The sequence below is a fragment of the Streptomyces sp. E11-3 genome, from assembly GCF_046540415.1.
Taxonomy (GTDB): domain Bacteria; phylum Actinomycetota; class Actinomycetes; order Streptomycetales; family Streptomycetaceae; genus Streptomyces.
In genome coordinates, this window is the sequence record NZ_JAZGRL010000167.1 from 1 (window position 1) to 1,496 (window position 1,496).

At 52.1% G+C, this 1,496-nt stretch carries 1 protein-coding gene; it reads left to right on the forward strand.

Going from position 1 to position 1,496, the window contains the following annotated elements:
* On the forward strand, nt 1–1,288 hold a 1,288-nt coding region (locus U9R90_RS36145; protein ID WP_411061728.1), incomplete at its 5' end, for a transposase domain-containing protein.
* Nucleotides 1,289–1,496: the final 208 nt, after the last annotated feature.

The following is a 1,496-nucleotide window of genomic DNA, read 5'->3' on the forward strand; positions in this document are numbered from 1 at the left end:
TGCCTGTCGTGAAGGTGAACATGCACTGATGCATCTGATACCGGCACAGCAGCGAACTGTGGAACACCTGGACGCCATGCAGTGGATCAACGGCGACGGTTATCTGCATAACGTCTTTGTACGCTGGTTTAACGGTGATGTGATCCGTCCGAAAACATGGTTCTGGCAGGATGTGAAAACCCGAAAAATTCTGGGCTGGCGCTGCGATGTGAGCGAGAACATTGATTCAATTCGCCTCTCGTTCATGGATGTTGTGACTCGCTACGGTATCCCGGAGGATTTTCACATCACCATTGATAACACCCGTGGTGCTGCGAATAAATGGCTGACGGGAGGCGCGCCCAATCGCTACCGCTTTAAGGTAAAAGAGGACGATCCAAAAGGACTGTTTTTACTGATGGGGGCGAAAATGCACTGGACAAGCGTTGTTGCCGGTAAAGGCTGGGGCCAGGCAAAACCTGTTGAACGTGCTTTCGGTGTTGGTGGGCTTGAGGAATACGTTGATAAGCATCCGGCACTGGCTGGCGCATATACGGGGCCAAATCCGCAGGCAAAACCTGATAACTATGGCGACCGCGCTGTTGATGCAGAGCTGTTTCTGAAAACCCTTGCCGAAGGTGTGGCGATGTTCAATGCCAGAACAGGCCGTGAAACAGAAATGTGCGGGGGCAAACTCTCGTTTGATGATGTTTTCGAGCGTGAATACGCCAGAACGATTGTGCGTAAGCCAACCGAAGAACAAAAACGGATGCTGTTACTGCCTGCCGAGGCGGTGAACGTTTCACGCAAAGGCGAGTTTACGCTTAAAGTTGGCGGCTCCCTTAAAGGCGCGAAAAACGTTTATTACAACATGGCATTAATGAATGCCGGCGTGAAAAAAGTTGTGGTCAGGTTTGATCCGCAGCAGCTACACAGCACGGTTTATTGCTACACCCTGGACGGTCGGTTTATCTGTGAAGCGGAATGTCTGGCACCTGTTGCATTTAATGATGCTGCGGCAGGCCGTGAATATCGCCGCCGCCAGAAACAACTGAAATCTGCGACGAAAGCAGCCATTAAGGCGCAGAAACAAATGGACGCGCTGGAAGTTGCTGAACTGCTGCCGCAGATAGCCGAACCAGCAGCACCAGAATCACGAATTGTTGGTATTTTCCGGCCTTCCGGTAATACGGAACGGGTGAAGAATCAGGAGCGTGATGATGAATACGAAACTGAGCGTGATGAATATCTGAATCATTCGCTGGATATTCTGGAACAGAACCTCGAGCACCACCACCACCACCACTGAGATCCGGCTGCTAACAAAGCCCGAAAGGAAGCTGAGTTGGCTGCTGCCACCGCTGAGCAATAACTAGCATAACCCCTTGGGGCCTCTAAACGGGTCTTGAGGGGTTTTTTGCTGAAAGGAGGAACTATATCCGGATTGGCGAATGGGACGCGCCCTGTAGCGGCGCATTAAGCGCGGCGGGTGTGGTGGTTACGCGCAGCGTGACCGC